We start from the raw sequence: 24,955 nt of genomic DNA, 5'->3' as shown, positions 1-24,955 counted from the left end.
ACGCCCTGGGCGGTGTGGCCGGGGGCGTGACCCTGTACCTCGATCGCGGGCAGCTGGTCTACGAGTACAACGCGCTCGCGCTCAAGCGGAGCGTGGTCCGCTCGGCGGCTGCATTGCCGAAAGGCAAGGCCCGCATCGAAGTCGAGACGTTGGTGGACTCGCCCAAGCCCGGGTCAGCCGCGCAGATCGTCTTGCGGGTCGACGGCGCCGAGGTCGGCCGCACCAACGTGCCGTACACGTTGCCGCTTGCGTTCACCGCGACCGAGACCTTTGACGTCGGCGTCGACCTGGGGTCTCCGGTCGCCCTCGACTACTTCGACCGTGCCCCCTTCAGGTTCAATGGACGCATCGACAAAGTGCACGTCGCCTACAAGCCGTAGTGTTCTGAAGACCTGCTCGGTCACTCATTGCGGAGGGGCGGCGGCGCCGAGGTAGACGGCCGAAGCGCAGCGCGCCGTGCTGCTCGGTGCCAAGCTCCTGAACGTCGGATGGGCTTGGCAAAGCAAGAAGGGCGCCCAGTCGCTCGTGGCCGTGACGCTGGTGGATCACTCCAAGCTGCTCGGAGCGCTGAGGGCTCCGAGCCGAGACTTTCGCTGATCTAGTTGATTCCCGTCGCGTGGTGCTGCCAACCAAGGTGCATCGTCATCGAGGACTCGGCATCGACGGTGGAGCGGGCGATCGAGTAGCTGACCCGCTGCGGCGGTGATGGAGCGGCGTTGACGATGCTTCTCGCCGCACCTGGTGGCCAAGTCAGTTCTGCCACCCAAGGGGGAGTGCGCAGATGAAATCTGCCGAACTCCATGCGATCCGCCTTCAAAATTGTGGCCAACTGCCGATAACAAGGGTGGCGATCAGGCCACGCGTCGCATCCTCGAAGTCGCGCGGGTCGTTCAGGGCCAGGCTGCGGCTGACCGCCTGGTTGGCGCGCTCGGTGGTGGGTGTCGCGGGCTTGGGCCCGTTGCCGGCAGCGCCGGTGGCGGGCGCGACGCCGGCGCAGCCGGAGGCCAGTGCGGACGCGACGAGAGCGGCGAGAACGCCGCGGGTGCTGGTCTTCATGAAGGAGTCTCGGGGGTTGTCAGAAAGGATGTCCGAATGGCTCAGGCCGGCAGGTCGGCGCGGATCATGTCCGCCGCCTTCTCGCCGATCATGATCGTCGGCGCGTTGGTGTTGCCACCGCACAGCATCGGCATGATCGACGCGTCGACGACACGCAGGCCATCGATGCCACGCACGCGAAGCCGGGCGTCGACCACCGCCATCGGGTCGCCGTCCGGTCCCATCTTGCAGGTGCCGACCGGGTGGTATTGCGTATCGGCGCGGTTGCGGATGTCTTCGGCGATGGCGGCCGGGTCGTTGCGGTCGACCGGGAAGAGCATCTTGCCGCGGTAGGGGTCGAAGGGGCTGCTCAGCATGATGTCCATCTGCTTCTGCACGCCCTTGACCAACAGGGCGAGGTCGCGCTCGTCGTCGAGAAAGCGCGGATCGATCAGCGGCGCCGCGCGCGGGTCGGGGCTGGCCAGCCGGACGTTGCCGCGGCTGTGCGGGCGCAGCACCTCGATGTGGCACGAGTAGCCGTGGCCCAGGGGCAGCTTGCGGTTGTGGTCGTTGACCAGCGCGATGACGAAGACCATCTGCAGGTCGGGCACGGCCACCTCGGGCGACGAGCGCACGAAGGCGCCGGACTCGGCGAAGTTGGAGGTGATCAGGCCGGTGCGATGGTGCTTCCATTCGAACATCGCCTGGGTGACCCGCAGTCCGCCGCGCAGCGACAGGCCGAAGGTGGGCGAGTCGCTGCGTGCCCGCCATCCCTGCACGTGGTCGATGTGGTCGTGCAGGTTCTCGCCCACGCCGGGCAGGTCGTGCAGCACCGGGATGCCGAGCGCCTGCAGCGCCGCGCCGGCACCGATGCCCGACAGCATCAGCAGTTGCGGCGAGCCGAACGCCCCTGACGACACGATGACTTCGCGCCGTGCGCGCACCTGAAGTTGCTGTCCGCCCGCGACGTAGTCGACGCCACGTGCGCGCTTGCTCTCGAACACGATGCGCGATGACAGCGCGCCGGTCCGCACCGCGAGGTTCGGTCGCGCCAGGTTCGGCGTGAGATAGCCCTTGGCGGCGCTGCAGCGCTCGCCGTTCTTCTGCGTCACCTGGTACATGAAGGCGCCGAACTGCTCGGCGCCGTTGTAGTCCGACACCGCGGGAACACCGTTCATCGCGGCCGCAGCGAGGAAGGCCTGGTTCAGCGCGCTCGGGCTGCGCAGCTCGGCCACGTTCAGCGGGCCGCCGGCGCCGTGATAGTCGCCGGCAGCGTGCGTCTCGTTGTGCTCGGCGCGCTTGAAGTACGGCAGCACCTCGTCGTAGGACCAGCCCGGATTGCCGAGCGCGGCCCAGTGGTCGTAGTCCCAGCGGTGGCCGCGCACGTAGAGCATGGCGTTGGTCGAGCTCGAACCGCCGAGCACCTTGCCGCGCGGCTGGTAGCCACGCCGGCCGTTGAGGCCCTTCTGCGGCACGGTCTTGAAGGCCCAGTTCTTGAACGGTCCGGGCAGCGTGGCCGCGACACCCGCGGGCGCATGGATGAAGACGCTGGCGTCGGTGCCGCCGGCTTCCAGCAGGCAGACCGAGACGTTGCGGTCCTCGCTGAGCCGCGCTGCGACGACGCAGCCGGCCGAGCCGCCGCCGACGACGACGTAGTCGAATTCCTCGACGCTCATGGCTTCTCCTCGGAGGCTTGCGCCGTCAGCGCGGGGTCCGCAGAGCCCAGGAAGAACTTCATGGCGAGCCGCTGGACGAATCCCCCGTAAGGTGGGTAGAACAGGCCGACCGGGAAGAAGCGCTGGCGCTGGAACACGGTCCGCGCGTGCGACAGCTCGCGAAAGCCTTCCTCGCCGTGGTAGGTGCCCATGCCCGAATTGCCGATGCCGCCGAACGGCGCGTCGTGGTTGACCACCTGCCAGCCCCAGTCGTTGACCGCCACGCCGCCCGAGTGGGTGCGATGCAGCAGCCGGTCGCGTTCGGCGTCGTCGTGGCTGAAACAGTAGAGCGCCAGCGGGCGCGGGCGGGCGTTGATGAAGGCGATCGCTTCGTCCATCGTGTCGTAGGGCACGACCGGCAGGATCGGGCCGAACAACTCCTCGTTCATCACGCGCATGTCGGGCCGGAGCCCGGTCACGATGTGCAGCGGCAACTGGCGGCCGGCGCCGACCGGCGCGCAGGCTTCGACCTTCGCTCCCTTGGCGCGCGCGTCGTCGAGCAAGGCCTGGATCCGGTCGAACTGCCGGTCGTTCACGATGGCGGTGTAGTCGGCGTTGCCTTCGGTGCGGTTGTCGTAGAAGCGCTGGAAGGTGCGCCGCACGCCGGCCACGAATTCGTCGGTGCGCTCGCGCGGCACCAGCGCGTAGTCGGGCGAGACGCAGATCTGCCCGGCATTGGCCGACTTGCCATGTGTGATGCGCGTGGCCGCATCGGCGATGGCGTAGTTGCGGGTCACCAGGGCCGGCGACTTGCCGCCGAGTTCGAGGGTCACCGGCGTGAGGTTCTCGGCCGCGGTGCGCATCACGATCTTGCCGACCGCCGGCGAACCGGTGAACACGATGTGGTTGAAGGGCAGGGCGGTGAAGACGTTCGGGTCCTGCAATTCCTCGCCGACCAGTGCCACCAGGTCTTCGGCGAAGATCTCGCCGAGCAGCCTCTTGAGCACCGCGTTGGTGGCCGGCGTGACCTCCGGCATCTTGATCATCACGCGGTTGCCGGCGGTCAGCGCCGCGATCAGCGGACCGAGCGCGAGGTAGATCGGGAAATTCCACGGCACGATCACGCCGACCACGCCCTTGGGCTGGTAGCGGACCTCGACGCTGTTGCTCAGGAACAGCAGCTCGGTCGAGCGCCGGCTCGGCTGCATCCAGCGTCGCACGTGCGAGATGGCGTGGTTGATCTCGAGCATCGAGCCCAGCAGGTCGAGCATCTTCGACTCGGCCGGTGAGCGGTAGCCGAAGTCGCTGCTCATGGCCTCGGCCAGCAGGTCCTGGTAGCGCTGGACCTGGCGCTTCAAGGCCTTGAGGCGGCCGCGCCGCACCGCCGCGGCCGGTCCGGGGTCGGCCAGGAAGGCGGCCCGCTGGTCGTGGAACAGGCGCAGCACGCGCGCGTTGGCGGCCGCCGCGGCGACATGTTGCAGGTCGGTGGTGTCGTTCATCTGTGTCTCCTGGTCGTTGGCGCCCGCGCCTGTGCGCGTAGCAACGACTGCCTGCGAATTTAGGCCTTCGTCGGGGTCGCGCCTAGGTTCAACTTCGACACATTCGGGTGAAAATCTGCCAAACCGCCAGCTTCCATCCCCTTCCTGTGCCCCACCCAGTCTTCGCCGGCATGCCGGCTCCGTTTCCCACCCTGCGCCGCCGGGAAGGCGAGCTGGGCGCGCTGACCCACAGCATGCAGGGGCTGGCGGCGCTGATCGGTGCGTTGGCCGAACTCGGCGTCGGCGTTGATGCACTGCTCGAGGGCACAGGGATCGCCGCGCAGGCGATGTCCGACCCCGAGCTGCATATCTCTCACCGACAGAAGCTGGCCTTGCTCGGCAACGTGCTGCGGCTGAGTCCGGAACCGGCGATCGGGCTGCTGGCTGGACAGCGCCAGCGGATCTCGGATTTCGGCGTCTTCGGCTATGCCGTGCTGACCAGTGCCACGCTGGGCGATGCGGTGGCCTTCGGCATCAAGCACGTGCGCCTCGCCGGGCCGGTGCTCGAGAAGAGCTTTCGGGTCGAGGGCGAGGTGGCGATCTTCGAGGGCCACGACGTGATCGACCTCGGGCCGCTGCTGCCCTTGGCGACGGAGTTCTGGTTCAGTTCCATCTATGCATTGACGAACCGCGTGCTGGAGCACCCCGCCGAAGGCCGCCGGCTGCTGCTGCCGTATCCGGCGCCGGCCTATGCGCAGCGCTACCAGCAGGTGCTGCGCTGCCCGGTGGAGTTCGACGCCGGCGTGCTGCAGTGGCAGTTCGATGCGGCCATGCTGAGCCTGCCGCTGCCGAATGCCAACCCGGTCACGGCCGAGGTCTGCGCGAGGTTCTGCGGCCGCATGCTGGAAGACGTCGGCGCCGAGCACGCGCTGGTGGCCACCATCAGGCAGGCCTGCCTGAAAAGCATCGGAGAGCTGCCGCGCGTCGACCAGATGGCCGAGCGGCTGCATCTGTCGGCGCGCACGCTGCATCGGCGCCTGGTCGAGGCCGGCACCAGCTATCAGGCGATCCTCGACGGCATTCGCGAGCGGCTGGCGATCGAGTTCCTTGAGCGCACCGACCTGTCGGTCGAGGAGATCGCCGAGCGCAGCGGTTTCTCGGACGTGTCGAACTTCCGCAAGGCGTTCAAGAAGTGGACGGGGCAGACGCCGGGCTATTTTCGCGAGCGCGGGCGCTCGACTTCCAGTTGGTGACGCGAATAGGGGTGATCGTACTTTCGGTGCAGATTGATACGGTTCAATGGAAAAACAAGTTCCATACCAGACCCCGGGACGCGCAAGCCATTGTTTTGCTTGCTGATTTTTCCCGTAACCGTATCAATCTGCACCGAAAGTACGATCACCCCAGCTTCAAAATCTCGTTGGCCCGGCGCAGCTCTTTGACCTCGCGCTTTAGCTCCTTCGTCCGCTGGGCCTGGCTGGTCGTAACGCCTTCGCGCACGCGTGTCGACCTCGACGCGCTTGACCCATTCGTGCAGCGTCTGCGGCACGCAGCGAATCTTCGGCGCGATGGACTCAATTGCCGCCCACAGCGACGGGTACTCCCCATGGTGCTCCTGCACCATCCTCACCGCCCGCTCACGGACCTCGGGTGAGAACTGGGGCCGCAGCCCATTTTGGTTTTTGGAATGCGAATCGGCCATCCTTGGTCGTCTTCATCGGGGCCGCGTTGAATGCGCGGGCGCGCTCCACTGTTCACCATCACTGAGCACCAGTGTCGAATTTGACGTTGGTCCTCGGCCGATTGTTGTCGACACCTATGTCAGTGTGCACGCGTCAACAATTTGGTTCGTTGCGAGGCGTCCACGAAGGTCTGCAATTGGCCGCATCCTGCCACACCTCTGCCGGCGCCACCGGGCCCACGGCGGTCTTCCGACTTACCCCGTAGCGGATCGTCGCGATAATGGACTAAAAGACGCGGTTCAAAGTTTTCTGGCCGCCGCCTCTGCAGCCTCTCTATTCTTCTTATTGATACTGTTCATGGCGGAAAGATTAACTATTACAGCATCACTCCAGCGGACGTCTTTGCCGATTTCATCAAGTTGGATTCGAAGGATTTTTCCTTCCCAAATATTCGCTCGAGAATTGAAATATTCACCAGCGCGAGTCTGCACTTTTTCGCTGTTTGTCTTTTGCGGTCTGCCGTAGCGCGCAGTGAAAATGTCGATGGCTTGGTCGTACTTGGTCTTATTGAAAGAGAATGAAAAAATAATGGGTTTGTCATCGGAAGTCTCAACTGTCAGCATATGACCCAAGCCTAAGTCTGGGCTGTTATAAACTTGATAAGTGCCATGCTGTTTAATAAAATAGCACGTACCAGCCCCTTTGACGAGTTCATGGTCGACCATGTTCAAAATTTTAGACTTCGGACACTCTTTCATTTCACCTGGAAACGGGGAGTCGAAAGCTATTCCCAAAAAGCTTGTCTGCGAAATTGCAGGAACGGAAATACCGAGGGCCGCGGCGATGAGAATTTTTTTCATAATTATCATTTTTTGACTGAAGTAAAGGGCGCCTTCTGACCGAATTGAAGCATCGCTTCGGTAGCCCCAGTTAGGCAAAAGCCGGTTGTAATGGTTGCTTCGAAGCAGTCGTTTCCGGCAAGTAAGGGCTCGCGAGGGCCGTCACCTTGCGCGTTGCGGCGCTCTGACTTTGGGAAGCGGCCCAGGGCCGTTCCTCGAATTCGAAGCGCGGGACGCCTTCCATAGCGATGTCCTAGCCTATCAAAGTCGCTAGTTCTCAAGCGCGGCATTGACGGAAAGTGCGGGCTTCATCAGATTTGGAGGCAGAGTTCGAATGCCTGGTTGTGGCCGTCAGCGGCATTTACCTCGGAAACCGGGGCGAACGCGGTAAGCCATCCTCTAATCAGCGCACCCGCACCCAAGAAAATGAAGAGACAAAACACACTCGGTAGCGCCGATCAAAAGGCTCGTCATGACCTGGACCTGGAAGCCGAGTGTGTTGGCCATCAACAGGTCGTCAGGCGGTAGGCACCGCACGCGGACAACGTGGCGATGCCCCACGCGGACAAGACCTTAGTTAGGAGAGGTCAGCTAAAAGTCATGAGTTGAGTTTCTGCTGCGGTTGTGGCGCTGAAGATCCGCAATGCCCGCCGCGGCAGTCCAATAACTCACAGGGGAGACAGCACCCAAGGGCTCTTTGCATCAGTCATGAGATCTTCGGCAATGCCGATAATTCCGCCTAGCGTCATGTTCTGACCTCCCCAACTGGCTCGACCGATGATGTAGCTCTTTGCAAACTGTGGCCAGGATGAAAAATTCGAACGCAACTCGCTATCAACGTGCGTAAGAATGCGACTGAATTCATCCAGTCCAATGTATTTGCAGTCCAATGACATCCTTGCAACAGTGACGAGGCGGCCAAGATCCCAGGCAAGTATTCCAGCGCTGTAATCCTTGGGGGGATACGAGCCATTGACTTCGTCTTCGAGAAGGCGAAAAACGGATCGCAGATTCCCCAGCATCTCCATGGCCTGCTCCAACGCCGAGAAAACGAGATCTTTTTCCTCGCATGGCCCCTGCGCGGCAATCTGTTGACGCACGGTTTCCGGGGCACCGTATCGACCACTGGCTAGCAATGCCTCGAGAACCTCTTGGCGCTCCTCTCCTGAAGCACCATCGCTGTATACCCGAAAAACGATGTCGTAAAAAAAGCGATGGCCATAGCGGCTGAGCCACTCCAGAGTCTCAGCAGCCTCCCGAGGCGAGCTGATACCCCAGTGTGAGCCGAGCCCCTCGGCGAGAGTATCGTGAGACAGTCCAGTTGTGCAACTGTCGCAATACGCCAAGATCTGCTCGGAGTTGATGAGCCCAGCTTTGAGTGCTCGCTGCACTGCAGGATCCTCTGCGGCGCCACCGGGGCAATTTCTGTATTTTTTTCCAGAAACTATCTGGAATAATTTATGCAAGAAACCCATAAATTAGATTTGCTTGAAGGCCGCATTCATGGCGCGATGCTTGAGTGCGCCCGCGAGAGCATCAAAGTCCGAATCTTTCGCCATGTGAATGGCATCGAACTCGAATTTTTTAAATGCTGTTGATGGCGCACTAATTTCTATTGTTTTCTCTGCGCTCGATGTCGAGGTTTCCGGAATATCCGTGATGGTGATTTTATCGATTGCATCATAGTTCACAGTGGTCAGTACGCCAGCGAATTTCTTGACGGTCGTGAAAGACATGCTCTTCTCGTCGAGAACAATGCTGGCTCCTTGGCTGTTGGCCGCGCGCTTCTTAAAAAGTGTTCCAACTGTAAGATACGTGACATAAGCCCCGACTAGCATGAGGAGGCCATTGGCCACGCCTGTCGGGAGATGAAGCCGCAGGGTTCCTATTTTCAGATCGGCAATCGGATAAAAAATTGCAGCAATGATGATCGCCGGGCCAATAAGACCGAAAACGTACTCAAGAATTGAGTATTCCATTTTGTAATTAATGGTCTGCATGCGATATATTTCCTTGTAGCTTTGGTTTGACTGGGTGATTGGCCCGATAGATAGGTAGTCGGTCCTGCAAAATTCATCCAAGTCCGCAGACTAATGTAACAAATTGCGTCAGGGCGCCGTCAGGTTTCGTCCGCCTCCGCGAGCCGCTCGTGTCGAGCGCGAGACACCAGGAACACCCACGATGAGAAAGCCATCCATTGGCAGCATTGCCTTTGCCAAGACTCATGCCGGCGTAGAGCCGTACAGTGGTCGAATTCTTCACGTCTCCCCTGTTCTTCCATGACAGCAAGACAATCCGTGCGCAATGCGTGCATCGCGATGGCGGTGAGCTTGGTTCTGGCTGCTTGCAGTTCACACGATCCCCAGTCGCCTGAGCGAATGCCACCGGCGCCTGCTGCCTACAACACGGTGATACTGCCGCCAGTCGTGTACGGGAATTACCAGGGGCGCCAGATCTCTGAATCCGATGACGCGTGCGGCGTGCCGGACCCGTTGCGTCAGGCGGTGCAAGATCAGTTGAAGGCGCGGTATGAGGTTGTGCTCCCCGTGCTGGGTACCGGCAGGGATGCCGCCCCTTTGCTGAAGATCGAAATCATGGACATGGTGACCGTCAGCGCCGGCGGCCCCACGATCGTGGTCATCCATGCGGTGCTCGAACGACCGGGACTGCCCACTGCGCAGTTCAAAGGCCTGCGCCAGATGCACACCCAGCCCTCCGATATCACGGCGGAGACCACCGAATGCAGCTCAATGGATGCAGTGATTCACGGGTTGGGCGCGGACGTTGCGAAATGGATGCTCAAGCCGATGGACGGGGTGTCTCTGGTGAACGGAGAGTGAGCCCCTGCAAGAGGGGCGCGGGCCGGCGATGCTTGTTGCCCACATGGCCATGGAGGGGTCCGAAAGATGACGGAGGGCTCACTAGACGAAGCAAGCCACCCCACGGTGGCCTGCTGAGACTGGCCCCTCAGGCAAGCGGCGTGGCGCCGATCCACAAGCCCAGGTACGCCACCGCCTTCTCCTTCTCGATCGCCGCGCCGCTTCGCTCGATCGACGCCGGCGATTTCTTGGCGAAGTCCGCGATCGACTGGGACAGGTTCCAGACCTCCGTGCGGTCGATCAACAGCAAGCGGTCGTGCAAGGACCTGTCGCGTGCAAGGCGGACTTCGAGCGGACGCGCGGATCTGTACTGCGCCTGCCAGCGACTGGCCGCCGGCGCGAGGCTGGACTTGGATCCGGCGCGATCACCCAGGATGAGGATGCGCACGCCTTCCTGTGCGGCGATGGCGATGTCCGTCAGCGCGGTGGCGTTCACATAGGGATCGACGATCAGCACCTCGCGCTTGGCCGCGCGCACCACTTTCGCCAGTTCGGCGAACACGTCGAAGGGCGAGCGCGTGGCGATGAATGCATCACGTGGCGCTGCGCCTGCGAAGGCCGCAGCGCGCGGTACGTCGACATCGAGCATGGCGGAGAGCCGCCGGGCCCGCGCGAGACGGGCGAGGCTGCGACTTTGGGCGAATGGCCGCTCGCCGTTCAAGCCGGGTGCGTCGCGTGGGACACGGTGTGCCGGGTCATTGCAAGTGTTCACGAAGACCTGCACCGATCCGCCGCGGACGGAAATGGCGATGCCGGGGAGGTCACTATCATTCGAGGTAGCCATGATGTGCGGTTCCTTAGATGGTTGCACGTTGTGGTTAGAGCCTCGTCGGTGTTCGTGCACCTTCGGGGCTCGCCTTTTTACTCAGAGGGAATCCCTGAGCGGTCTTGCGGCTGGCCGAACAAAGGAAGCAGTTGGCGCATGCAGCAACTGGCCATTTCACCGCGATGCGGCGCCTGCGCGAACCCCGTCGATTCAGAAACTGGCGGCGGAAATGTCTGGGGTTGAGGTCTTGCCTGAAGAAGGTTCGCGCGGCTTTCGCTACAGCGACGAAACCAGCCGTCCCAGGCTCGCCAGAGCCTGTTCGCTGCGCGCATCCCAGGTGTGGCCGTAGTTCAGCCGCAGGCAGTTCGTGAACGCACGGCTGGCGGAGAAGATCGGTCCTGGCGCCACGCTGATGCCGAGGGACAGCGCGTGGCGGTGGACCTTCAGCGCATCGATGCCCTCGGGGAGCTCGACCCACAGGAAGTAGCCGCCCGCGGGCCGGGTCGCCCGCGTACCGCTCGGGAAATGGTGTCCGACCGCTTCGGCGAAGGTGGCCTGCTGGGCCGCCAGCGTCTGGCGCAGTTTGCGCAGGTGCTTGTCGAAGCCGCCGCGTTCCAGGTAGAGCGCCATCGCGCGTTGCGCCGGCGCGGAGGCGCTCAGCGTGGTCGTCAGCTTCTGCCGCGCGACGGACTTCACGAAGCGCCCGGGCGCTGCCCAGCCGATGCGGTAGCCGGGCGCCAGGCATTTGGAGAATGAGGAGCAGTGCATGACCAGGCCCTGCGTGTCGAAGGCCTTCGCGGGCGCCGGGCGCTTGTCGCCGAAATAGAGTTCGGCATACACGTCGTCTTCGATCAGCGGCAACTGGTGGCGCGCGAGCAGCTCCACCAGCGCCTTCTTCTTGGCCTCCGGCATCGAGCTCCCGAGCGGGTTCTGGAAGGTCGTCATGAGCCAGCAGGCCTTCGGCTTGTGGCGCGAGATCGCATGCTCCAGAGCCGCGAGGTCGATGCCTTCGCGGGGATGGGTCGGCACCTCGATGGCTTGCAGCCCCATGCGCTCGAGCGCCTGCAGCGCCGCGTAGAAGGTGGGCGATTCGACCACCACCGAATCGCCGGGACGCGTCACCGCGGACAGGCACAGGTTCAGGGCTTCGAGCGCGCCGTTGGTGATGACGATCTCGTCCGTGTGCACGGGCATGCCGTCGGCCAGATAGCGCAGCGCGATCTGGCGGCGCAGGGCCTCGTTGCCCGGACTCAGGTCGTCCACCGTGCTCCAGGGGTCCAGCGACTGCGCGCTCGAGGCCATGGCCTGGCCGAGCCGCCCGAGCGGGAACAGCAACGGACTCGGAAACGCCGAACCGAAGGGAACCACGTCGCGCGTCATGCTGGATTCGAGGATCTCGAACACCTGTTCGCTGACGTCGACCGCGATCGATTCGTCCTTGGGCTGCGAAGTCAGGTCCAGTTCGGGCGGGACCTGCCTGACGCCGGCCGAGACGTAGTAGCCCGACCGTTCCCGGGCCCGGATCAGGCCGCGGGCCTCGAGCAGGTAGTAGGCCTGGAAGACCGTGGACGCGCTGACACCCCGGCTCTGGCTGGTGTGGCGCACGGACGCCAGGCGGTCGCCGGCATGCAGCACGCCGGTGCGGATCGACGCCTCGATGTCGGCGGCCAGCGCTTCATAGAGCTTCATCAAATGCCTCTCGAATGCAGCCCGCGACAGGCTAGCCCCGGCGTGCGCTGATATGCAATTTCGTGAATTGTAGTGAAAGGCATGAATGTGAGCTTGTTGGGACGATTCGAGAGGGAGAGGAGTAGAGCAGTTCACCATCTGATCTGCTTATTGAGAGAACAACTGGTGATTCACGATCTGATCCAGGCGACCTAGGATCACAGCCACGTTCTTCCCCGGCCCCGTGCCTGACCCTCGGGAAGACAGAAAGAGGACATGAACCCCACCGCCTTGCTGCTGGCCACCTTCCTGCTGTCGATCACCGGCCTGTTCGCATTCATCTGGTCGCTGCGCAAGGGCCTGTTCGATGCCGAATCGACCGGCGCGCGCACCATTTTCTCGGCCGGCGAGATCGGCCATCCCGAGGAGCCCTCGGCCAGCGCGGAGCAGCAGCGCCAGTTGGCGGCCGTGACCGCGGCCCAGGCATCGCCGGCCCGGGGCATGGCGCCCAGCGAGGCGGCGGTCCGCGAGGCGGCCGACCGCTCCAGCGCGTTCCCGGCCTTCGTGCTGATCGGCTCGGCCGTGGTCTGGCTGCTGGTGGCTTCGGCCGCCGGCCTGCTGACCTCGCTCAAGCTCCACTGGCCCGACCTGCTGACCGAGCAGGCCTGGCTCACGATGGGCCGCCTGCGCACGTTGCACCTCAACGCGGTGGCCTATGGCTGGGCGCCGCTGGGCCTGCTCGGCCTGGCGATCTGGATGCTGCCGCGCCTGCTCAAGACCCAGCTGATGGGCGGGCGCCTGGTGATCGTCGGCGCCGTGCTCTGGAACGCGGGCCTGATCGCCGGCCTGGGCGCGATCGCCATCGGCCTGAGCGCCGGCATGGAGTGGCTCGAGATTCCCTGGCAGATCGGCGGCCTGTTCGCCGTCGGCGGCATGCTGATCGGACTGCCGATGGCGCTGATGCTGCAGCGTCGCCAGGTCCAGCATCTCTACGTGTCGGTCTGGTACATGGGCGCGGCGCTGTTCTGGTTCCCCACGCTCTACATCGTGGCCAAGATCCCCGGCGTGCACTTCGGGGTCGAGCAGGCGACGATGAACTGGTGGTTCGGCCACAACGTGCTGGGCCTGTTCTACACGCCGCTGTCGATCGCCTGCGTCTACTACTTCCTGCCCAAGGTCATCGGCCGGCCGGTGCGCTCGTACAACCTCTCGCTGCTCGGCTTCTGGACCCTGGCCTTCTTCTACGGCCAGGTCGGCGCCCATCACCTGATCGGCGGCCCGATCCCCGAGTGGCTGATCACGCTGTCGATCGTGCAGAGCGTGATGATGATCATCCCGGTGGTGGCCTTCTCGCTCAACCAGCACCTGACGCTGCAGGGCCACTTCAGCGCGCTCAAGCACTCGCACGTGCTGCGCTTCATCTTCTTCGGCGCCGTGATGTACACGCTGGCCTCGCTGCAGGGCTCGCTGGAAGCGCTGCGCTCGCTCAACGCGGTCACGCACTTCACGCACTTCACGGTGGCCCACGCGCACCTGGGCATGTACGGCTTCGTGTCGATGGTGATCTTCGGCGGCGTGTATTTCGCGCTGCCGCGCATCCTCGACACCCGCTGGCCGAAGCCCGCCCTGATCAGCCTGCACTTCTGGCTGGTGGTGGCCGGCTTCGCGGTCTACATGATCACGCTGAGCATCGGCGGCATCCTGCAGGGCCTGATCCTGCTCGACCCGGCGCGCCCCTTCATGGACTCGGTCGCGGTCACGCTGCCCTGGCTCCAGGGCCGCTCCATCGGCGGTGCGCTGATGACGCTCGGCCACCTGGTGTTCGCGTGGCATGTCGCGCTGATCACCGCGCGTTCGGGCGTGTTCACGCAGACCGACCGCATCGCACTCCACACCTCGGCGGTCTGACACCATGGAAAACGAACTCAAGCTCGTCAGCGGCGCGATGGTGACGCTCTCGCTCGCCACCGCCGCGATGATCATCGTGCCCTTCCTGCAGCTCAAGGACGAGCCGGCGCCGCCGGCCCTCAAGCCCTACACCAGCCAGGAGCTGCGCGGCCGCACGGTCTACATGGCCAACGGCTGCATCGCCTGCCACACGCAGCAGCCCAGCACCACCGGCGCCGGCATCGCCGACGCGCAGCGCGGCTGGGGCCGCGCCTCGGTGGCCGGCGACTACCACTACGACGAACCGCCGCTGCTGGGGACGATGCGCACCGGGCCGGACCTCTTCAACATCGGCGTCCGCCAGCCCAGCGCGGACTGGCACCTGGGCCACCTGTTCCAGCCGCGCGCCTACGTGCCGGGCAGCATCATGCCGTCGTATCCCTTCCTGTTCGAAGTGAAGAACGAAGGCACCGCCGCCAAGGGCGAGCGCATCGTGGCGCTGCCGCCCGGCACCGTGCCGTTCGGCAAGACGGTGGTCGCCACGCCGGCGGCACTGGATCTGGTGGCCTACCTGCAGAGCCTGCAGCGCGAGTACCCCGTGCTCACGCCGGCCCAGGCGGAGGCCGTCACGCGCATGCTGCCGGCGCGCCGCGGGCTCGAAGTGCCGGCCGCCGCCGATGCGTCGCCCGAAGTCCCCACAGGAAAGAACAACGATGAAGCAGCCCCAGCAAAGCCGTAGCAGCGAGCACGCCGATCCGCACGAGCAGTACAACCCGGTGCCGCGCGTGGTGCTGGGCCTGGCGCTGGCGCTCGTGGTGTGGGCCGTCGGCTACATCCTGCTGGCCCGGCCCGATGGCCTCGCGGGACTGGGCGACCAGCGCGCGCCGGCCACCCTGGCCCAGGGGACGGCGCCGGCGCAGGGCGGCACGGTCGATGGGCGCCAGCTGTTCGTCGCCAAGTGCCAGGCCTGCCACCAGGCGGCCGGACAGGGGCTGCCGGGCGTCTTTCCGCCGCTGGCGAATGCGTCGTGGGTCAAGGGACCGGCCGAGATCCCGATCCAGATCGTGCTGCACGGACTGAATGGTCCCATCGAAGTCGCCGGCACCACCTACAACGGTTCGATGCCCGCCTTCGGGGAGCAGATGAACGACGCCGAACTGGCCGCGGTGCTGACTTTCATCCGCGCCGAATGGGGCAATGCCGGTGCCGCGGTGGACGTGGCGGCCGTGCAGGCCGCGCGCAAGGCCAGCGCGGAGCGCACGCAGCCCTGGCCGGCCATTGCCGAGCTGGAGAAATTCGTGGCGTCTGCCGGCGGGACCCCGCCGTGATTCGCGGCTGGCRCACGCTGGCCGCGACGGCCGGGGTGGCCGTCGCGGCGCTGTCTGCGTTCGCGGCCGTGACCCATGGCTTTGCCGCGGTGACGTCGGACGGCGTCCGACGGGCCGAGATCGCGAGCGCGCCGCGCCCGCTGCCCGCGATCGGTTTGATCGACGCCGGCGGCCGGCGGCTGGCGTTGAGCGACTACGGCCGTCCCGCGCGGCAAGCCACCTTCGTCACGCTGGCCTATGTGCGCTGCCAGTCCGTGTGCCTCACCAGCGTCGCGGGGCAATCCTGGCTGCAGGGGGAGATCCAGGCGCGCGGGCTCGCCGGCCACGTGAGGCTGCTCACGCTCAGCTTCGATCCGGCCAACGACACGCCGCAGGTGCTGGCCGAGCATGCGCGGCGGCTGGATGCCGACCCTGCGGTCTGGCGCTTTGCCGGCGTCAGCGATCCGGCCCAGCTCAAGGCCATGCTCGACCTGTTCGGCGTCGTCGTGTTGCCGGACGGGCTGGGCGGCTACTCGCACAACGCCGCGCTGTTCCTGATCGGCGAGGACGGTCGCCTGAGCCGCGCCTACGACATCGATCGCCCGGACATCGCCCTGGCCGACTACCTGCGCAGCGTCGGAGGCGCCTGAGCATGGCGCCGGTGTGGAGGCGGCATCTGCGCGACTTCGCTCCCGGCCTGCTGCTGGCCGCCATGGCCGCCGCACATCCCTGGCTCGAACACACGATGGCGCGCCACATGGGCCTCGAGCTGCCGGCCTTGTTCCTGCTCGGCTGGCTCGCGGCCGCCCGGGCCGGCGACAGTTTGAGTCGCGCCATCGGCCGCTGGAATGCCAACGGGCTGCCGGGCCTGCTGTTCGCGCTGTGCGTGACCGGGTTCTGGATGGTGCCGGCGGCGCTGGACCTGGCGGTGCTGCGCGCGGACGTGGCCGTCGCCAAGGTCGCGAGCCTGGTCGCCGCGGGCCTGCTGCTGCGCGCATCCTGGGCTTCCGCCGGAACCGTGCTGCAGGCGTTCATCGTCATGAACTGGTTCTGGATGACCCTCGCCGCGGGCCTGGTGTACCAGGAGGCGCCGCAGCAGCTGTGCAGCGTGTACCTGACGGACCAGCAGGGGCAGGCCGGTCGCGCGATGGTGGCCTGGGCCTCGGCGGGGCTGGCCGGCTGGCTGTGGCTGGTCGCCCGCTCTTCGTGGCGTTCGGAAGAGCTCGCGTTCGGGCAGGCGGCTTCTCCGGCACCGTAGCCGTGCCCGGTCGCCGGGCCTCAGGACGGCGGCAGCGGGCGCGACCACAGCCAGGCCAGCACCGTGGCCATGCAGCCGACGGCCAGCGCGGCGAGCCATGGCTTGTGGGCCGTCAGCGACACGATCACGGCGCAGATCGCCATGGTGGCGGTGGCGCTCCATTTGGCGCGGCGACTCACGCAGCGGCCGTTCTGCCAGTTGCGCAGCAGGGGGCCGAACAGGCGGTGGTCGAGCAGCCAGCCGTGCAGCCGCGGCGAACTGCGCGCGGCCGCCCAGGCGGCCATGAGGATGAACACCGTCGTCGGCATCCCGGGCAGGACGACGCCGATCAGCCCCAGGATCAGGCACAGCACGGCGAAGGCGTACAGCAGGCCGCGCACGAGCGGGGAGGACCGTCCGGGACCAGGCTTCAACGCCGCACCCTCGGTGCGATCGGGCCGTGGCCGGCTCGCTTCAGGGTGCCTTGCAGCGTGTGCAACGGGAGAGTCATGGGGGCTCATTCTGGCCGCTCCGTGGCCGGGCGGCCGCGTGTCGAGATCGAAACGGCGCAGTCTGTCTGCTGTTCGGGCCTGGCGCCGGCAACACAAAGCGCATCTGAAAACTCGCATTCCTTCGTTGGTCCGCGCGCGCAGCGTCCGCAGAATCGGCCGCATCGACATCCTCCCGACGCACCGACCATGTCCCTTCGCAATCCTGATCCTCTGGCGCTGCCGCTGCACGCGGCGCTGCGCATCGTTGCGCTGACGGCATCGGCCTGGCGCGTGCTGCCGGCTTCGCCGCGCGAAGTCGCTCATTCGAAAACGACGGCGCCGCGCGCGTTGCGTCCCTGCGCCAGATCCTCGAAGGCTTGCGGCGCAATGACATTCACTTTGACCGACCGGCCAAGATGATTGGCGCGCCCCAATGGGCCGAGGCATGCCGTCAACTCGCTCATCCAGAGGCGCTCGCCTCGTCGTCGCCACCACTCTTCGCGCGCTTGCGAACGCCAGCTCCATAGTCGCCGAGCCGATGCGTCTCAAAACTCTGATCGGTACGAATTGTCTTGCGGTAGCTGGCCCACTCGGTGTCGCTCATCATCGCTGAGTCATCATCAACAGGGGCCAATGCCTCCGCCCATCGGCAAGCATGTGCGAGGTCCGAGAAGCTCTCTCTCCGAACCGGCTGGACTTGGAACAGTGGCGTGTCGCGCCGCAACATGATTGGCACCTCCGTCGCCGTGATCTGCAGGTTCACGAAGAGGGGGATGGGTTGGAATTCATCCGTCTCGATGACTCCTTCATAGCAGTGGAAAAGGTGGCTGCGCGTCACATTGACGATCGGGCGGATCAGAGAACTCCAGCCTGACGCCGTTCCGATCAGCCAACCACTCCATACCTGGACAACACCGCGAGCGGGTAGCGCGCGCAGATGTGGCGGGACGAGCCCCTCGAAACCAGGCGGGCAATGCTCATTCCAGAAGTCAACGAATCCCGTCAGGTATGCGAAGGACAGCAATTCCCACCCCGCATCCGTCTCGTGAAAAACGTCGGCACCATTGAAGCGAAGGCGAATGTCGACGGGCGGAAACATGTACCACCCGTGACTCGAGGCGACCCTCATCGCCTCGCAATACTGGAACGCGGAAGTCGGCATGAATCCCAATGCCGACTTGTCGGCCCGCATTGGCGGGATCGCCCCGGGGAACACCCTTGTGAAGGTGGTTGTGGTGTCTGACGCCAATTCTCGCCTCGCGTCCAGCTGTTGTGCGGGCGATGGTTCTATGAGCGCCGAATGTGCCGTTGCACGGCGGGAGAGATCACACCCTCACCGACCATCACGCGCACAACCTCCTTCTTCGACGCCTGCCCATCCGCAGCTCGCGTCGTGCCGGCCTGAGCCTGCGGCTTGGCAATCGCTGCGTGCTTCGCCAGATGAGCTGCTACAGATGGCGAAATGACGCCTTCTCCGAACCAGACCCGTGTTGGATCGCTCGTGTTCATACGTGCTCCTATCGGATTGTCAGTTTGGCCTCAACCCGAGACCGGGGTGCCTGATGGGTTCAGGTCTTTTGAGTCCTCACCGCTTCGCGTATGGCTTGAGCGCTATGGCGGGCAACATGCCTGACGCAACGGTGTACAGAACAAACCACATTCCGCCGGTCACGCTCAGCAAAAGCCCGTGAGCAACCGGTCCAAGAGCTGCGCCAAATGCCACTGCAGCCGGAATCCACGCGCCAGCAAACGCAGGATGTCGAGAAACGATGGTGGCCTGCATGCGGGTCGACTGCAGGTTCAGCGCGATTTCCCAACAAAGGAGTCCTACCGCAAATTGCGCAAAGCCCGTTGATAGCGCCATCGAAACGACTGCCATTCCAAGCAGCGCCCCAAGCCAAAGGGAGGGCGCAACTGAACGCCCCGACAACCCCAGTCTCAATAGGATGGCCGCAGCGGCCGTCTTGCAAAACGCATACACAGGGGGAAGCGACCCTGCGTCGATCCCGTTGGCGATCGCCAAGTGCGCAGCATACGACGAAAATCCTGTTTGTCCACAGAAGAAGAGCGCCACGATCAGCAGGTCGTACAGCCGCCGCCTCGTGTCTTGCCGCGGCTCTCTCGACCTGGCTCTGGGCTCAGGCGCTCGGTACCAAACCAGGCCTGCGGCGCATGCGCCCGCGAAGGCAATTCCGAGGACGCTCACTGCGTTCCCGTAGGACCTGAATCCACCGAGCGCCGCCCCCATCGCGATGGCAACCGCAGAGGAGAAAAGAACGAGCGCAAGTCGCAGTGAGAACACAAAATGCGCGTCGCGGTAGGTTGCGGCTGCAGTCGACCCAAGCAGGCTCAACATGCCTGCGGCAGCACCCACGATCACCCAGCCCGCCAGTAGGTAGGCCCCGCCCACGAAGGCGCCAAGCCCCAGGCCAGAACCGACAATCACTGGCGCTGCGGCTGCCCAAAATGGTGTTACGCGAGTGACGCCGCTGAGAGGCAGCCCGACTGTGCCTGCGAGCAACCCCAACATGAAGCTGGAGCTGATCCATCCCGCTCGCTCAATCGGTAGACGTCCATCGAGGGCCACCAGGGCAACCAAGAGCGACATCAAGTGCAGGGGGAAGGAGCTCGCGGCGGACACGATGCATGCGCCCACCACCTCGGCCTTTCTCTTCTCCATCGCACGCTCCGTTTCTCACGTGGATTGCAAGTCGGACAGCCGCCCCGTCGCCGCAGGGCACGCCTTCGCGAGGTCCCCTGACCCAAACAGCCTGAAGCGAGGGGGCACGCTGGCGTTCGGGGGTGAGGTGTTCTGTATCGTGGGTCGCAAAATGTATCTGGGACTACCTTTTTTGCTTGCGGCGAAGTCACACGCTTGGTACGGAATGAGTGCTTGTTTTCCGACACGATGGGCGAATGCGAAGCCCACGGCCTTTGACGATTGGCATCGAGTCGGATGTAATCAAAATGTGCAAACGTGTGGGTTGTCTTGCGCGCAAAGCAATCGCAGGCACCCTCTTGCCGCCTTTCTCGCTAAACGGAGGGATGACTTTGTCTCCTGGCGCCTCCAGCATCCCACTTGCTGCATCGGTCGGGTTCAGCTTCCAGCGCCAGGAGAAGGTTGTTCTGGTTGTTGACCTTGTCGAGTCGGTGAGCCTAATGCAAACGGACGAACTCGGCATCATTCAACGATGGCAAGCGTTCCTTGTGCATGTGATGCAGTTCGTCCTGCCGGCAAACGAGGGACAGTTGGTGAAAAGTCTCGGCGACGGTCTCATGGTGGAATTCGACGGCGCCCCACGCGCCGTCGCTTCTGCCCTGGCCATGCACCGGTGGCTTGACGAGCAGCAACGCGAGACGGATCGCGGTCGCATGCAGTTGCGGATCGGGCTGCATGCCACCCACGTCTACGAGGGCGAGCACGACATTTACGGCACGGGCGTGAATCTGGCCGCCCGCGTGGCCGCGCTCGCGCGGCCCGGGCAGACAGTCGCCACGGCGTCTGCCCGCGATGGGCTGGTCGATGGCCTCGACGGCGTCATCGAGGACCTGGGCGACTGGTATCTCAAGCATGTCGACGGGCCCTTGCACGTCTACGACATCCGGTCGCCGGATCAGGTCGCGCCGACATGGACACCCCGCGCCAATGCGACGCCGCCGGTTCCGACCGTCGCGGTCATGCCGTTCGTGTCGCGCACGGTCCAGCCCGAGCAGTACTCGCTCGGGCATCTCGTCGCCGAGGGCGTGATCGGGCAACTCAGCCGGACGCAGGAACTCAAGGTTATCTCGCACCTCTCGACGTCGGCGTTCCGAGGCCGCGCGGGAATCCTGGACGATGCGAAGGCATTCCTTGGTGCCCATTTCGTGCTGTCCGGCAGCTACGTGATCACTGGAAAGACGCTGCTCGTGTTGTCGGAGTTCACCGACGTCGAGCGCAACGAGATTGTGTGGACCGAGCGCCTGACGGGCGACGTCGAGGACCTCGTGCAGATGCACAGTGAGATCTGCACCGCGATCGCCAACGGCTGTCATCGGGCGCTCCTGGACAGGGAAGCGCGCGAGGCCCTCGTGCGTCCGCTGCCGAGTCTGCAGAGCTACAGCTTGCTTCTCGGCGGTATCGGACTGATGCACCGAAGCGCACCGTCGGAGTTCCTGCGCACGCGCGAGGTGCTGGACGCATTGATCCAACGACATGGCCAGTGTGCATTGCCTCGCGTGTGGCTTGCCAAGTGGTATGTGCTTTGCTCGACGCGCGGCCTGACCGACGACGCCAAGGCACAAGCGAACTTCGCCTTGCAGGAAACGCGTCGCGCACTGGACGTCGAGCCCGGCAATCCGCTCGCGTGGGCCATGCAGGGCTTCGTGTACTGCCACCTGATGAAGGATGTGGACCGGGCGTTGCAGAGTTGCAGCCGGGCACTCGAATGGAATTCGAACGAATCTCTGGCCTGGCTCTTCAAGGCCATGGTGCACGCGTTCGACGGCAACGGATCCGAAGCGCTTCCCGCGGGGATGAGGGCGCTCGAACTGTCGCCGCTCGACCCGTTGAAGTACTACTACAACTCCTTGATGGCCTCGATCGCGATCTCCGCTGAGCGCTACGACCTCGCGATCAGCCACGCCGAGCAGTCGCTGCGGGTCAACGCGTCGCATCTGTCGAGCTACCGTTCATTGATCATCGCGCAGTCTCTGGCCGGGCAGGTAGACGCCGCGAGCCGGACCCTCGCGCGGTTGATTCAGCGGGATCCGAAGTTCACCGTATCGCGCTTCGCGCAGGGCTACCCCTCGCGCGACCGCGTGCCGGCCTACCTGGAACGGTTGAAAGACGCGCTTCGCGCTGCGGGCGTGAAGGAACGCTAGAACGTCGAGCGAACAATCACCAAGGAGAAGACGATGACGCAACTCGGAGGCTACGGCGGCTACGGCGGCTACGGCGGCTACGGTGGATATGGAGGGTATGGCGGCTACGGAGGGTATGGCGGAAGCGGCGGCTATAGCGCCGCCGCCGGCGCGACCACACTGGCCGATGCATTCGCCAATCCGCTGGTCTGCACTGCGCTGATCGCGAGCCGGGACGGGACAGGGACCGGTTCGCCCGCGACGATCACGCCGCCCGCAGAGCCCAGCCTGTTCGATGCAAAGAATTTTCCGCGCTGGGAACCATGGGTGCGCTCCCATCTCGTGCAGTGGGAGCTCTGCCGCAATCTTGAAGTGGTGAAGAACGGGAACGCCGCCGAGCTCAAGGCCGGGGGCGTGGCGATCGCCAGCCTGAAGCTGCCCCTGCGGGCCTTCTTCAAGGACCAGATCAGCATGGTTCTGGCTTACGCGGACCTCCGCATGGAGCGAACGCCCGAGATCCTCGCGCAGATCGACAATCAGTTTGCGTTCGTTTCCGCCGTCACGGGTCTGCACCCGGAACGCCATAGGTGCACGGTGGAATTGCTTGTCAACGCGATCCAGTTCACTGTGCTGGTCGAGATGCAGTTCAAACACGCGCTTGCAGGCTGGCGGCCGGTTCAATACTCCGAGCAGGTTCAGCCGATGATCACCACGCCGGGCCACGGCAGTTTTCCGAGCGGTCACTCCACCCAGGCGTTCGTACTCGCACGGATGCTCGATGGCATTCTGCCGACGACAGCAGGATACGCCGCCATGCGAGAGCAGCTGTACCTCCAGGCAGCGCGCATTGCGACCAACAGGGTGGTAGCGGGCGTGCACTTTCCGGCCGACGGCGTGGCAGGACGCCTGCTCGGCCACAGCATTGCGGAGTACATCCTGTCGCGCCTCGATGCTGCCATTCAGGTGTGCCCCCGCACTTTCAATGGGATCGCATTGGGCGGCGGCGCGCCGATCGATGGGACGGCATTCGACCTTGACATGGACGATCCCATCGGCCCGGGCGCCAACGCCAACGGCTATTCCGTAGGGCCCGCGCAGACCATCGCGGCAACCAGCACGCCCGTACTGGCGAAGCTCTACGACATGACCGTTGACGAGCGCAAGGCCTTGGCACTGAAATTCTGAGCCATCTTTCAAAACTCTGAGGGATTGCGCCATGCGTACTGCTGAACTGCCATTGATGAGGAACCTGCGGGCCGATGTCTATCTGCAATGGGCACTTCACACCGACTTCCGACACCTCACCAGCGACAAGAACCAGACGCTGGTCCTGCTGGCGCGATTCAAGAAACCGTTGAGTCTCGGTGTCGAGACACTTCGGCGGCTTCAAGGCGCATCGATCAGTGCCACCTATCAGGGCTACAAGCACGCCACCGTCACCGTTTCGAGCCAGCGGGAGACCTTGCAGATGCAGCTGTCCGCATTGCAGACCCAGCTCGGCGCCACTTGCTTCGAACTCGGAACGCCGCAGGGCATCCCGCTGGACGACCGATTGAACATCCAACTGGACGGACCGGGTCCCAAGATTGTGGTGGGCGTCGTTGACGATGGCTGCCCGTTTGCGCACAAGCACCGCCGTCATTTCGATTCCGCACCCAACGCGCTGGCTGTCCGGTTCATCTGGGACCAGGGCGGCAAGGCCGTCCCGCCCCCGCAGCCCGCGCCGTTCAGCTATGGCCGCTTCTTTGTGAACGACGAGCTGAAGGCGATCGTCGCGAGCGCGACGGTCAATGGCACGGTCAACGAGGACTCGGCCTACCGCCAGAGTGAACTGCCGAGCCTGCGCTCGGTCACGAGCCATGGCGCACAGGTGATGAGCCTGGCAGCGGGATGGAAGAGTCGCACGACGCCGCGGCCACGTGCCTTCGCCGCGGCGCCGCTCCCGGCGGCCAGCGTGCCGGCCGGACGCAAGGACATGGCCTTCGTGCAGTTGCCCACGCTGGCGCTCGACGATCCGTCGGGCATGTGGCTCGACCACTATGCGCTGGACGGCATCCAGGCGATTCGTTCCTATGCGCGTGATGTCTACAAGAATGGGAAGGCGCGCAAGGTGATCGTCAACCTGAGCTACGGCCCCCAGACCGGCCCCCACGACGGGAGCTCGATCCTCGAGACGGCGATGAAGGAGATCATCGAGAAAGCGCCGACCGACATCGACCCCTACGAGCTTCAGATCGTGCTCCCGACGGGCAACAACCATCTGCAGAGGACGCATGCCGAATTTGACCTGGACAAGGGAGGCGGCGAAATCCAATGGTGCGTCGCCCCGGATTCGCAGGTGCCTGCCTACCTCGAGATCTGGCTTCCGAGTGGCGTGCCCTTCAGCCATCTGAGAGCCGCACTGATATCGCCGAGGGGGGAGGTGGTTCGCGTCAAGTACTGCACGATCACTGAGACCGACGACAAGACCGCCGGAACCATCGCATTGCCGACCTGCCAGTACGCGGACCGCAAGGTCATCCTGATGGCGATCATGCCCACGGCCAGGGTACCGGGCGCAACCCCCAACGGGTTTTCGCTGGCGCCCGTGGGGCGCTGGAAGGTCCGCCTGAGGGCCAAGCCCGGCGTGAGCGGCAAGGCTCATGCCTATCTGGCGCGCAGCGATCCCAACCTGGGCCGCGAGCGGCGCGGCCGCAGCGGCTACCTCGATAGCAAGGGCTACGACCCCAAGCGCTACCGGCGCGCATCGATTCAGCTCATCGACGACCAGCCGGTCCCTTCTGCTGCCGTCCTCGCGCGCGGGAGCATGAGCGGCATCGCGGCGGGGACGTTGACCTACGTCGCAGCAAGCTACTGCGCCACGACATCCATGCCCTCCCTGTACAGCAGTGGCGGGCCCTCGAGGCCGGGAGGCCGCGATGGCCCGAGTTGGGCCTATCCCGCCGACCAGAGCGTTGTGCTCCAGGGTGTGCTGGCCGCTGGCAATCGAAGCGGCGCCGTCACGCGGCTCGTGGGAACCAGTTTCGCCGCACCGATGCTGACGAGGGACCTGTGGATGAACCCACCCTTGCCGCCTTCGGCTTTGCCGGCAGTGAACCCATGGCCTCCCTGGATGTTGCACCGCTTCGGCAACGGACTCCGCGAATAAGCTCCCTCAGTCGCCGGGCGGGCACTGCACCTCCCGGGGCGCCC

General features: G+C 64.6%; 24 protein-coding genes and 2 pseudogenes. 12 read left to right on the top strand and 14 right to left on the bottom strand.

The genetic code is table 11. From position 1 onward, the window contains the following. Positions 1 to 380 (top strand): annotated as a pseudogene (locus AB4Z46_RS30770) (hypothetical protein); the annotation flags it as partial. Positions 381 to 598: 218 nt separating this feature from the next. Here the strand turns inward: AB4Z46_RS30770 and AB4Z46_RS30765 are convergent. Genes AB4Z46_RS30765 through AB4Z46_RS30750 form a run of 4 tightly spaced genes read right to left on the bottom strand, consistent with a single transcriptional unit; the run spans position 599 to position 4,189 of the window. Further along, entirely contained in the window at positions 599 to 802 is a 204-nt protein-coding gene (locus tag AB4Z46_RS30765; protein ID WP_442287355.1) for a hypothetical protein, read from the bottom strand. An 11-nt stretch (positions 803 to 813) separates the two neighbouring features. After that, positions 814 to 1,056 (bottom strand): hypothetical protein, encoded by a 243-nt coding sequence (locus AB4Z46_RS30760; protein ID WP_442287354.1) that lies wholly within the window; start codon positions 1,054 to 1,056, stop codon positions 814 to 816. Positions 1,057 to 1,097: 41 nt separating this feature from the next. Then, positions 1,098 to 2,711, bottom strand: a complete 1,614-nt coding sequence (locus AB4Z46_RS30755) for a GMC family oxidoreductase (RefSeq protein ID WP_442287353.1) — start codon at positions 2,709 to 2,711, stop codon at positions 1,098 to 1,100. Continuing rightward, positions 2,708 to 4,189, bottom strand: coding sequence for a coniferyl aldehyde dehydrogenase (locus AB4Z46_RS30750; RefSeq protein WP_442287352.1), 1,482 nt, complete (start codon positions 4,187 to 4,189; stop codon positions 2,708 to 2,710). Before AB4Z46_RS30750 ends, AB4Z46_RS30755 begins: the two co-directional genes overlap by 4 nt. Before the next feature lie 146 nt (positions 4,190 to 4,335). Here AB4Z46_RS30750 and AB4Z46_RS30745 point away from each other — a divergent pair, with 146 nt between their 5' ends. Next, positions 4,336 to 5,421 carry an AraC family transcriptional regulator gene (locus AB4Z46_RS30745; RefSeq protein WP_442287351.1) on the top strand — a complete coding sequence of 362 codons (1,086 nt, stop codon included), beginning with the start codon at positions 4,336 to 4,338 and terminating at the stop codon, positions 5,419 to 5,421. A gap of 151 nt (positions 5,422 to 5,572) precedes the next feature. On the opposite strand, the pseudogene AB4Z46_RS30740 reads toward AB4Z46_RS30745, so the two are convergent. The 4 genes and pseudogenes from AB4Z46_RS30740 to AB4Z46_RS30725 form a co-directional block, all read right to left on the bottom strand. Beyond that, positions 5,573 to 5,870, bottom strand: a pseudogene (locus tag AB4Z46_RS30740) (transposase); the annotation flags it as partial. A 279-nt stretch (positions 5,871 to 6,149) separates the two neighbouring features. After that, positions 6,150 to 6,710 carry a hypothetical protein gene (locus tag AB4Z46_RS30735; RefSeq protein ID WP_442287350.1) on the bottom strand — a complete coding sequence of 187 codons (561 nt, stop codon included), beginning with the start codon at positions 6,708 to 6,710 and terminating at the stop codon, positions 6,150 to 6,152. Between the two features lie 647 nt (positions 6,711 to 7,357). Next, positions 7,358 to 8,164: a DUF1266 domain-containing protein gene (locus tag AB4Z46_RS30730; RefSeq protein ID WP_442287349.1), complete on the bottom strand. Its 807-nt coding sequence runs from the start codon at positions 8,162 to 8,164 to the stop codon at positions 7,358 to 7,360. 3 nt (positions 8,165 to 8,167) lie between these two features. Next, the gene (locus AB4Z46_RS30725) at positions 8,168 to 8,689 is read right to left on the bottom strand and encodes a hypothetical protein (protein ID WP_442287348.1); all 522 of its coding nucleotides are present in this window, start codon (positions 8,687 to 8,689) and stop codon (positions 8,168 to 8,170) included. A 279-nt stretch (positions 8,690 to 8,968) separates the two neighbouring features. Here AB4Z46_RS30725 and AB4Z46_RS30720 point away from each other — a divergent pair, with 279 nt between their 5' ends. After that, positions 8,969 to 9,529, top strand: coding sequence for a hypothetical protein (locus tag AB4Z46_RS30720; protein WP_442287347.1), 561 nt, complete (start codon positions 8,969 to 8,971; stop codon positions 9,527 to 9,529). A 127-nt stretch (positions 9,530 to 9,656) separates the two neighbouring features. Here the strand turns inward: AB4Z46_RS30720 and AB4Z46_RS30715 are convergent, their stop codons facing one another. Then, positions 9,657 to 10,229, bottom strand: a complete 573-nt coding sequence (locus tag AB4Z46_RS30715) for a hypothetical protein (RefSeq protein ID WP_442287346.1) — start codon at positions 10,227 to 10,229, stop codon at positions 9,657 to 9,659. Between the two features lie 381 nt (positions 10,230 to 10,610). Further along, complete coding sequence (locus AB4Z46_RS30710; RefSeq protein ID WP_442287345.1) at positions 10,611 to 12,023, bottom strand: aminotransferase-like domain-containing protein; 1,413 nt, start codon at positions 12,021 to 12,023, stop codon at positions 10,611 to 10,613. Positions 12,024 to 12,278: 255 nt separating this feature from the next. Here AB4Z46_RS30710 and AB4Z46_RS30705 point away from each other — a divergent pair, with 255 nt between their 5' ends. Genes AB4Z46_RS30705 through AB4Z46_RS30685 form a run of 5 tightly spaced genes read left to right on the top strand, consistent with a single transcriptional unit; the run spans position 12,279 to position 16,454 of the window. Continuing rightward, a complete protein-coding gene (locus AB4Z46_RS30705; protein WP_442287344.1) occupies positions 12,279 to 13,910 on the top strand; it encodes a cbb3-type cytochrome c oxidase subunit I in 1,632 nt (543 codons plus the stop codon). A 4-nt stretch (positions 13,911 to 13,914) separates the two neighbouring features. Further along, complete coding sequence (locus AB4Z46_RS30700) at positions 13,915 to 14,628, top strand: cbb3-type cytochrome c oxidase subunit II (protein ID WP_442287343.1); 714 nt, start codon at positions 13,915 to 13,917, stop codon at positions 14,626 to 14,628. Then, the gene (locus tag AB4Z46_RS30695; protein ID WP_442287342.1) at positions 14,603 to 15,217 is read left to right on the top strand and encodes a c-type cytochrome; all 615 of its coding nucleotides are present in this window, start codon (positions 14,603 to 14,605) and stop codon (positions 15,215 to 15,217) included. Before AB4Z46_RS30700 ends, AB4Z46_RS30695 begins: the two co-directional genes overlap by 26 nt. Beyond that, the gene (locus AB4Z46_RS30690) at positions 15,214 to 15,846 is read left to right on the top strand and encodes an SCO family protein (RefSeq protein ID WP_442287341.1); all 633 of its coding nucleotides are present in this window, start codon (positions 15,214 to 15,216) and stop codon (positions 15,844 to 15,846) included. The genes AB4Z46_RS30695 and AB4Z46_RS30690 overlap by 4 nt, the downstream gene beginning before the upstream one ends. Positions 15,847 to 15,848: 2 nt before the next feature. Beyond that, entirely contained in the window at positions 15,849 to 16,454 is a 606-nt protein-coding gene (locus tag AB4Z46_RS30685; RefSeq protein ID WP_442287340.1) for a hypothetical protein, read from the top strand. Positions 16,455 to 16,474: 20 nt separating this feature from the next. Here AB4Z46_RS30685 and AB4Z46_RS30680 read toward each other — a convergent pair whose 3' ends face one another. Further along, a complete protein-coding gene (locus AB4Z46_RS30680) occupies positions 16,475 to 16,867 on the bottom strand; it encodes a YbaN family protein (RefSeq protein ID WP_442287339.1) in 393 nt (130 codons plus the stop codon). A gap of 264 nt (positions 16,868 to 17,131) precedes the next feature. Between AB4Z46_RS30680 and AB4Z46_RS30675 the strand changes: the two genes are divergently transcribed. Next, positions 17,132 to 17,344, top strand: coding sequence for a hypothetical protein (locus AB4Z46_RS30675; protein WP_442287338.1), 213 nt, complete (start codon positions 17,132 to 17,134; stop codon positions 17,342 to 17,344). Positions 17,345 to 17,384: 40 nt separating this feature from the next. Here the strand turns inward: AB4Z46_RS30675 and AB4Z46_RS30670 are convergent, their stop codons facing one another. The 3 genes from AB4Z46_RS30670 to AB4Z46_RS30660 form a co-directional block, all read right to left on the bottom strand. Continuing rightward, positions 17,385 to 18,023 (bottom strand): DUF6065 family protein, encoded by a 639-nt coding sequence (locus AB4Z46_RS30670; protein WP_442287337.1) that lies wholly within the window; start codon positions 18,021 to 18,023, stop codon positions 17,385 to 17,387. 188 nt (positions 18,024 to 18,211) lie between these two features. Further along, positions 18,212 to 18,433: a hypothetical protein gene (locus AB4Z46_RS30665; protein ID WP_442287336.1), complete on the bottom strand. Its 222-nt coding sequence runs from the start codon at positions 18,431 to 18,433 to the stop codon at positions 18,212 to 18,214. Between the two features lie 76 nt (positions 18,434 to 18,509). After that, positions 18,510 to 19,604 (bottom strand): hypothetical protein, encoded by a 1,095-nt coding sequence (locus AB4Z46_RS30660; protein ID WP_442287335.1) that lies wholly within the window; start codon positions 19,602 to 19,604, stop codon positions 18,510 to 18,512. 365 nt (positions 19,605 to 19,969) lie between these two features. Here AB4Z46_RS30660 and AB4Z46_RS30655 point away from each other — a divergent pair, with 365 nt between their 5' ends. From AB4Z46_RS30655 to AB4Z46_RS30645, 3 genes are all read left to right on the top strand, one after another. Further along, a complete protein-coding gene (locus AB4Z46_RS30655) occupies positions 19,970 to 21,784 on the top strand; it encodes an adenylate/guanylate cyclase domain-containing protein (RefSeq protein ID WP_442287334.1) in 1,815 nt (604 codons plus the stop codon). Positions 21,785 to 21,817: 33 nt separating this feature from the next. Continuing rightward, positions 21,818 to 22,948, top strand: a complete 1,131-nt coding sequence (locus AB4Z46_RS30650) for a phosphatase PAP2 family protein (RefSeq protein WP_442287333.1) — start codon at positions 21,818 to 21,820, stop codon at positions 22,946 to 22,948. 169 nt (positions 22,949 to 23,117) lie between these two features. Further along, on the top strand, positions 23,118 to 24,911 hold the full coding sequence (locus tag AB4Z46_RS30645; protein ID WP_442287332.1) for a hypothetical protein: 1,794 nt from the start codon (positions 23,118 to 23,120) through the stop codon (positions 24,909 to 24,911). Positions 24,912 to 24,955: the final 44 nt, after the last annotated feature.

This window comes from Variovorax sp. M-6 (assembly GCF_052114385.1).
Lineage (GTDB): Bacteria > Pseudomonadota > Gammaproteobacteria > Burkholderiales > Burkholderiaceae_C > Variovorax.
Note: the sequence above shows the minus strand (reverse complement) of the source record. Positions and strands in the feature narration are given on the sequence as shown.

What these genes read in the sequence shown, in the direction of transcription:
- AB4Z46_RS30650 (WP_442287333.1), top strand. Translation starts at nt 21,818, where the DNA reads ATGACGCAACTCGGAGGCTACGGCGGCTACGGCGGCTACGGCGGCTAC.
- AB4Z46_RS30730 (WP_442287349.1), bottom strand. Translation starts at nt 8,164, where the DNA reads ATGGGTTTCTTGCATAAATTATTCCAGATAGTTTCTGGAAAAAAATAC.
- AB4Z46_RS30765 (WP_442287355.1), bottom strand. Translation starts at nt 802, where the DNA reads ATGGAGTTCGGCAGATTTCATCTGCGCACTCCCCCTTGGGTGGCAGAA.
- AB4Z46_RS30750 (WP_442287352.1), bottom strand. Translation starts at nt 4,189, where the DNA reads ATGAACGACACCACCGACCTGCAACATGTCGCCGCGGCGGCCGCCAAC.
- AB4Z46_RS30705 (WP_442287344.1), top strand. Translation starts at nt 12,279, where the DNA reads ATGAACCCCACCGCCTTGCTGCTGGCCACCTTCCTGCTGTCGATCACC.
- AB4Z46_RS30710 (WP_442287345.1), bottom strand. Translation starts at nt 12,023, where the DNA reads ATGAAGCTCTATGAAGCGCTGGCCGCCGACATCGAGGCGTCGATCCGC.
- AB4Z46_RS30725 (WP_442287348.1), bottom strand. Translation starts at nt 8,689, where the DNA reads ATGCAGACCATTAATTACAAAATGGAATACTCAATTCTTGAGTACGTT.
- AB4Z46_RS30760 (WP_442287354.1), bottom strand. Translation starts at nt 1,056, where the DNA reads ATGAAGACCAGCACCCGCGGCGTTCTCGCCGCTCTCGTCGCGTCCGCA.
- AB4Z46_RS30660 (WP_442287335.1), bottom strand. Translation starts at nt 19,604, where the DNA reads ATGGAGAAGAGAAAGGCCGAGGTGGTGGGCGCATGCATCGTGTCCGCC.
- AB4Z46_RS30700 (WP_442287343.1), top strand. Translation starts at nt 13,915, where the DNA reads ATGGAAAACGAACTCAAGCTCGTCAGCGGCGCGATGGTGACGCTCTCG.
- AB4Z46_RS30675 (WP_442287338.1), top strand. Translation starts at nt 17,132, where the DNA reads ATGTCCCTTCGCAATCCTGATCCTCTGGCGCTGCCGCTGCACGCGGCG.
- AB4Z46_RS30735 (WP_442287350.1), bottom strand. Translation starts at nt 6,710, where the DNA reads ATGAAAAAAATTCTCATCGCCGCGGCCCTCGGTATTTCCGTTCCTGCA.
- AB4Z46_RS30665 (WP_442287336.1), bottom strand. Translation starts at nt 18,433, where the DNA reads ATGAACACGAGCGATCCAACACGGGTCTGGTTCGGAGAAGGCGTCATT.
- AB4Z46_RS30755 (WP_442287353.1), bottom strand. Translation starts at nt 2,711, where the DNA reads ATGAGCGTCGAGGAATTCGACTACGTCGTCGTCGGCGGCGGCTCGGCC.
- AB4Z46_RS30670 (WP_442287337.1), bottom strand. Translation starts at nt 18,023, where the DNA reads ATGTTTCCGCCCGTCGACATTCGCCTTCGCTTCAATGGTGCCGACGTT.
- AB4Z46_RS30720 (WP_442287347.1), top strand. Translation starts at nt 8,969, where the DNA reads ATGACAGCAAGACAATCCGTGCGCAATGCGTGCATCGCGATGGCGGTG.
- AB4Z46_RS30695 (WP_442287342.1), top strand. Translation starts at nt 14,603, where the DNA reads ATGAAGCAGCCCCAGCAAAGCCGTAGCAGCGAGCACGCCGATCCGCAC.
- AB4Z46_RS30685 (WP_442287340.1), top strand. Translation starts at nt 15,849, where the DNA reads ATGGCGCCGGTGTGGAGGCGGCATCTGCGCGACTTCGCTCCCGGCCTG.
- AB4Z46_RS30655 (WP_442287334.1), top strand. Translation starts at nt 19,970, where the DNA reads ATGACTTTGTCTCCTGGCGCCTCCAGCATCCCACTTGCTGCATCGGTC.